General features: G+C 53.4%; 4 protein-coding genes. 1 reads left to right on the plus strand and 3 read right to left on the minus strand.

Annotated elements, in window-relative coordinates; translation table 11 throughout:
• Nucleotides 1–4,214, minus strand: a 4,214-nt coding sequence (locus tag KOR42_RS25605) for an RHS repeat domain-containing protein (protein ID WP_197441605.1), incomplete at its 3' end; no start/stop codon positions are given.
• Between the two features lie 286 nt (nucleotides 4,215–4,500).
• Between KOR42_RS25605 and KOR42_RS27205 the strand changes: the two genes are divergently transcribed.
• Entirely contained in the window at nucleotides 4,501–4,776 is a 276-nt protein-coding gene (locus tag KOR42_RS27205; RefSeq protein ID WP_197441606.1) for a hypothetical protein, read from the plus strand.
• Nucleotides 4,777–4,975: 199 nt separating this feature from the next.
• Here the strand turns inward: KOR42_RS27205 and KOR42_RS25610 are convergent, their stop codons facing one another.
• On the minus strand, nucleotides 4,976–5,269 hold the full coding sequence (locus KOR42_RS25610; protein WP_146512648.1) for a hypothetical protein: 294 nt from the start codon (nucleotides 5,267–5,269) through the stop codon (nucleotides 4,976–4,978).
• 209 nt (nucleotides 5,270–5,478) lie between these two features.
• Nucleotides 5,479–5,709, minus strand: a 231-nt coding sequence (locus KOR42_RS27210; protein WP_197441607.1) for a hypothetical protein, incomplete at its 5' end; no start/stop codon positions are given.

A 5,709-nucleotide genomic window follows, 5' to 3' on the forward strand; every position in this document is an offset into this window, starting at 1 on the left:
CTCGCGGCGTGGGCCAGCACATTCTTCCGATACAGACGGTTTCCGACCCGGTCATAGCCGTACTCGTAGCGATCCAGATCGACCGAGTTGGCGGTGTCATACCAGCGGCAGTCCTTCACACGGCCGAATCGATCCAGACCGGTGTAGATGTCACCGGTGTCCGGATCTGTACTGCCGGTCAGCGACGCCAACGTGAACTTGAACTGACGCTGCGGACGATTCGATTCGACGATCGAACTGAGTCCCAGATACTCCTCTGCCGTCAACACCGTACTGTCGTCGTCGACGATTTCCTCCACACGGGACATGGCGTCGTTCATCCCGTTGGTGGTGCCGTAATTGTAGGTCAATTCCCTTCCATTCGGGTAGGTAATTGTTTCCGGGCGAATCGTATTCGCCGACCCATCAGCATAGCCGTACTGCACTTCCGGAGTCGCAGTGGCGACTGTGCGTGTCGGCTCCTGGCGAGAACGTGAGACTTGACCGAACCCGTTGTATTGCCATTCGATTTCATTCCTGCTGACACCTGCGCCGGGGGCCGGACTACTTGTGCACCAGACAGAGGTCAAGAGCCCACGCACATCATAAGTACGAGCCATGCTGCGGACCCAGGGGTCAACGCCGGTTCCCAGGGTTGTCACCCGATCATTCAGGAACCGGCCGAGCCCGTCGTAATCGTAAGCGTGGACCGTTCCAGCCTGGTCGGTCATGGAGGTCCGCTGCCCCTGGCGATTGTAAGTATAAGAGACCACATCCGAGCCGCTCGACGAGTCCGGGTAGGTCACTTTTCTGAGCAGCAAGCTGGTTTCAATCGCCGACTCAACCAGCGTCGTCCCGTAAGTGTAGGACGTCGTCTGGATTCCGGTGTCTCCATTCCAGGCATTGAGAGTGGCAATCTGACCATCCGGAGTGTAGGTCATCGTCGTGGTACGATTGGTGTCCGCAGATCCGGGACAATCTCCGCTGGAAGAACTGCTCGACGATGAACTTTCGACGTAGTTCTCGATCAGTTTTGTGCGGCGACCTGCGTCGTCGTACTCGAACTTATCGACTTTCCCTGCGGGATCAGTGCGGGCTTCTACCTGACCAACATCGTCATAGGACGTCGAGCTGACAAGGATCGAATCGCTGGCTGTCGGAATGGTTGCAGGACGCGTGAGACCGCTCCCACCATTGGTGCCGTAGTTCGCGGTTGCCTGAACTCGACCGACTGGCGATGGCCACGCTGCCTGATAGGAGACGCGCGCCAACGGTTGGGTTCCTGTGGGACCTTGCAAGGCTCCGGTGCCAGTTGCATTGTGGTAGCGTTGTCGTGCAATCGTCTTCAACAAGTTGGAGCCATCGTCATAAACTTGCTCTGTTTGCTCGACAATCGTGTCTCCACTGATCGTGGTCGCTTCGCTGTAGGTAGACTCATCAAGATCGTACCCCAGGTAAGTCGCTGTGACTCGGTACAGACTGTCGTAAACAGTTTTGGTGAACAGATCTGAACCTGCAGGCTGTGACTTGATGACATTACCGGGCTGATCGTACCAGACGTTGCTGACCAGAGCGTTTCCAACTGTGCCGGTCGAGGGGTCGACTTCATGGACGGTCGTCCGGTAAACACGACTCCGGTTGTCGTAGTCAGCTTCGCTGTACGCGACCAAATTACCACTGGAATCGGTATCGTACTGCTTGACGGTGAGTCGCCGGTCAAGATTGTCGTAGGTGTATTCTTCGTAGAAGTCGAGTTCCCCGTTTGCTGAGAGACGACGTGACCGGAAGTCATATGTGAATGACGTTTCTCGCTTCAGCGCACCTTCGGTGTAATTGATCAGTTTGGTGAGGTTGCCGTTGCCTCCATCGGTTCCATTGTCATATTGGTTTTCGGTGACTGTCACCATGTTGATCGGGGCCGTGCCAACCTTAGTGAGCAATGGCAAATCGCGAGGATCGAATGTGGTCTCTGTGATCGTCCCTCCCGGCGTCGTCGTTTGATTCTGCAGACCGTTTGCATCATAACCAAAACTCGTCTGGTCGTAGTTCGTTCCCGAAACACCTTCGCCTGAAGCAGGGATCGTGTGGTAGGTCCGAGTCGAGGCCAATCGACAACAATCGGTGTATTGTTTGGTCATCCACTGACGGTAGGAGGATTGCGGGAACGAGTCAGTCGGTTCCAGTTTGCCAGTCGTGCTGCTGCGAACCGCCAGGATTTCGTCAGTCGGAAGGTTGACTTTGTTTCGCCTGGTAATCGAGACCGGGTTAACGAGAAAGTCCTGGGCTCCGGTGACAACCTGATACCCCTGAGCAGAGATGGTTGTGAATTCATGGTCTTTGTAGACCGTCCAGGTCGCCGTTCGGACGTTCGTTGCAGTTCCGTTGAGATCTACCTGGTGAACTGGCCCCAAAGACTGGGTGATTCGTCCGTTGATATCGTGCTCGAAGTCCGTCTTGAGACTCAACCCGTCACCGCCGGTCGTTATGTACGGGCAGCCTGGTGTCGTCAGCGGATCAACATCTTCGATCAATTGAGTGAGGGCGCCGGTCGCGATGTCCAACCTGTATCCGGTGATAATATCCCTTTCGTCGGTTTCCCATCGCAAGTTGCCGAACTCGTCGAAGATCTGGGAAGTGACGACAGCAGTCCCTGGCCCATTTTGCGTATTTGGAACGACGGGGCGCTTGGTCGTCTTTCGATAGACCTGATTCGTTCCCGAAAAATAGGTGTACCAATAAAACGTTTCAATCTCGGTCCCTAACGTGTCCGTGAACTGCCGATCAACACTAACTTTATAAATTGTCATTCCGCTGGCAGTATGCTCGTCATACTCCCATTCGTGCGTCTTAACTTCTGTACCGTTTTGACCATTCTTGATTTTTTCGGATTTCGGATATCCAGGCGCACCGTTCCCAGCGGTGGAAGTGAAGTACTCACGGACTGTGATCAATCCCTCAGTATTATTGAGATAGGTGAAATCCTCAGTTCCAGAGTCGTATCCCATCAAGTCTGGAAGCTCTTCATCGAATCCATTGATCGCTTCGGGGCTTGCTTCCAGAATGACGCGTGCGTCCTCATCATAGCGCGTGAAGTTCAGCCACTCATCATCGCCTTTTTTGATGATCTCCAGCATCGTCTGCCCTGCAGCATTGCAGTAGACGATTTGTTGCTTTCCATCTGGGTACGTCAACGTTGATTTACGATACCATTCATTGTAATCAATCGGGTCTGTTCCTCCGCCGCCACCGCCACTGGAAGAACTTGAAGCGAGTTCACTGCGGTCGACATAAGACATCAAGTATGTACGCGACCCACCGTCGACAATCTCTTTGACAACGCGATTGTTTTCACCGTAAACGAACTGATTGTCCGCATAAAGCGCCAACTGAGCATCTGAGGCAGACTGTGGATTCAGGCTTGCAGCAAGCATGTTTTGGTATGCCTGCGGACCGACAACGAATTGCAGCAGGTGCTGACTGGCAAGCGAACCGCCGTACCAACGGTAATAAGTCTTGTCGAGCTCTTCCCAAACTCCATCGTAAAATTCATATCGTGTGACAAGTGATAAATCCCCTCGGTCGCCAACCGAGGAGGAACTTGAGCCGAGCGAGTTTTCATTCGAGTAGAGATACTCCGCTTTGCGAACATTTTCCCAGGGGCCATTGTCGACCTTGCGTCGCAACGTCACCCGATAGATACGACCCACGTTCTGCGCGGTCGGTGGGTGCAACTCGTAATAGAACGACTCGTAGACTGTTGTGTTGTCGACGGTGTATTGTTGGGTCGCCTCAAGTTCGGTCGGTGCGTTTGAGTCATCGACGGTCAACTCCTCCCCGCCCGGGAGAATGCGTCCGATGAAATTCCCAGGCCGCACTGGATGCCCAAGATCATTAAATTTCAGTATCGTCCCGTCGAGTTCGACAAAGGTGACAATCCCGTTCACCTGATCCCAATTCAGCGACGTCAACCCGCCGTAAAGTGAGACATACTTGTCCAGAACACTATCGTAGTGGAACCAGTATTGTTCGTAACTGCTTCCCATCATAATCACCGGGTTCCCCGGAAGATTCGATTCAACAAGATATGGCCAGTCGTTCAGATTCCAGTTGTAGCCGTTGCCACGATCAAACGTCTCCTGCATCTGGTTGGAATACGATCGGGTGTGATTCCACGGTTGGCCAAACCCCGTCGATTGCAGGTCCGTTTCTTCGATTCGAACTTCACCGTTAAACAATGTGACTGGACACGGTGAGGGTTGGCACCGACAGCCGGACGGGTTGTTTTTAGGGTTCGCCTTGCACCCATCGTCTTTCGGCTGAGCATCTGGATCGTTGCCCGGTGAACTGCTCGATGACCCCGGAGGAGGATAGTACCCGGAAGAGGACGAGTCCGAACTGCTACTACTGCTATCGTAGGGAGGTCCTGCACTCGAACTTGAAGAGGAACTGACGCTTGTTGAAGAACTGGAACTACTCGAGGATGTCCCGGCTGAACTCGAACTTGACGAAGAGGAGCCAGCAGTGCTGGAACTCGAACTCGATGAAGATGCCGCAATTGAGCTGGAGCTAGAACTTGAGGACGTGCCGCCAGAACCACTTGAGCTGGAACTCGAAGAAGTCGCGCCAGATGAATTCGAACTGCTGGAAGGTGACGACGCCCCAGAGGAAGAAGATGCACCCGAGGAGTTGGAACTCGCACCCCCAGAGCTCGCCTCAGACGAACTGCTGTTCGTAGACATGATGAGCCTTCCAGCTATATTGCGACCCGATGTCCTACATCTCTTTCGATGCCGTTGACCCGAATCTCATCACATGAAAAAAACGTCAGCGATGTTGCCTCAACACGACCGCGACATCATCCATATTTGAAGAAACATTTCAACTCTGAAGACAAGTTTTTAACGTCACAATCTGGCCCATAACGATTCATCCCAAATTTGAGGATCGTCTACTTCAGAAAAATCACTCCGAAGCCACGAATCAATGTAAGAATGCGCTAAAACCTGGTGATGAGTGATTCACCAGGAACGAATGTGTTGTTGGCATCTGCTTGCTTGTGCCGTCCCCGAACATCTGCCGCAGGCCTGGCCACTCCGCCGACGACGATAGCGTCGGTCCGGCGGTGCGGGGCGGGAACCCGTTCTGCGTTCTCGTTTCGATTGCGACGAAAGAAAAACACAGCGGCGATAACCAGTTGTATGAAGACGAGAACAATGACCAGCAGAACAATCCGAGAAGGGCGCCGTTTGGGAGAAACAATTACGTCCCCACGAGTTGGAGAATTCCCCATTAAAACTCCAGCGAATGAACCTTCAATCAAGAAACTTTCAACCTCACCCTGACACCGAAAAAAGTAGATCAGAACGCATCCAACTTTGCAAATTCGTTTGCGGAAAATTCTGAGGAATTGACTGACGACTGCACGTTCTGGGATCAGGTGATCTCATGTAACGAATTTTTGCCGTGAGTCTGGCGGTTCCTGTATTCCGTTCGGGCCACTCACCGCCCCAGCGTCCTGTTCATCATTTCGTTCCAGCGTTGGTCGTCGAACCAGTGGCGGGTCTCCTGTTTCTGTTCGGCAATCTGTTTCAGCGTGCGGGTTCGTTTGATCGGAGCGCTCTGGTCGCCTAACAGTCTCGCTCCGACGTAGTGACCAGCGGCGCAGGCGTTGTACAGCGCATCGAGCCAGTGGTTATTGCGACGAGTCCGTTCCCAGCGGGTGATCACTCC

Origin of the sequence: Thalassoglobus neptunius, from assembly GCF_007859735.1 — a bacterium.
GTDB lineage: Bacteria > Planctomycetota > Planctomycetia > Planctomycetales > Planctomycetaceae > Thalassoglobus > Thalassoglobus neptunius.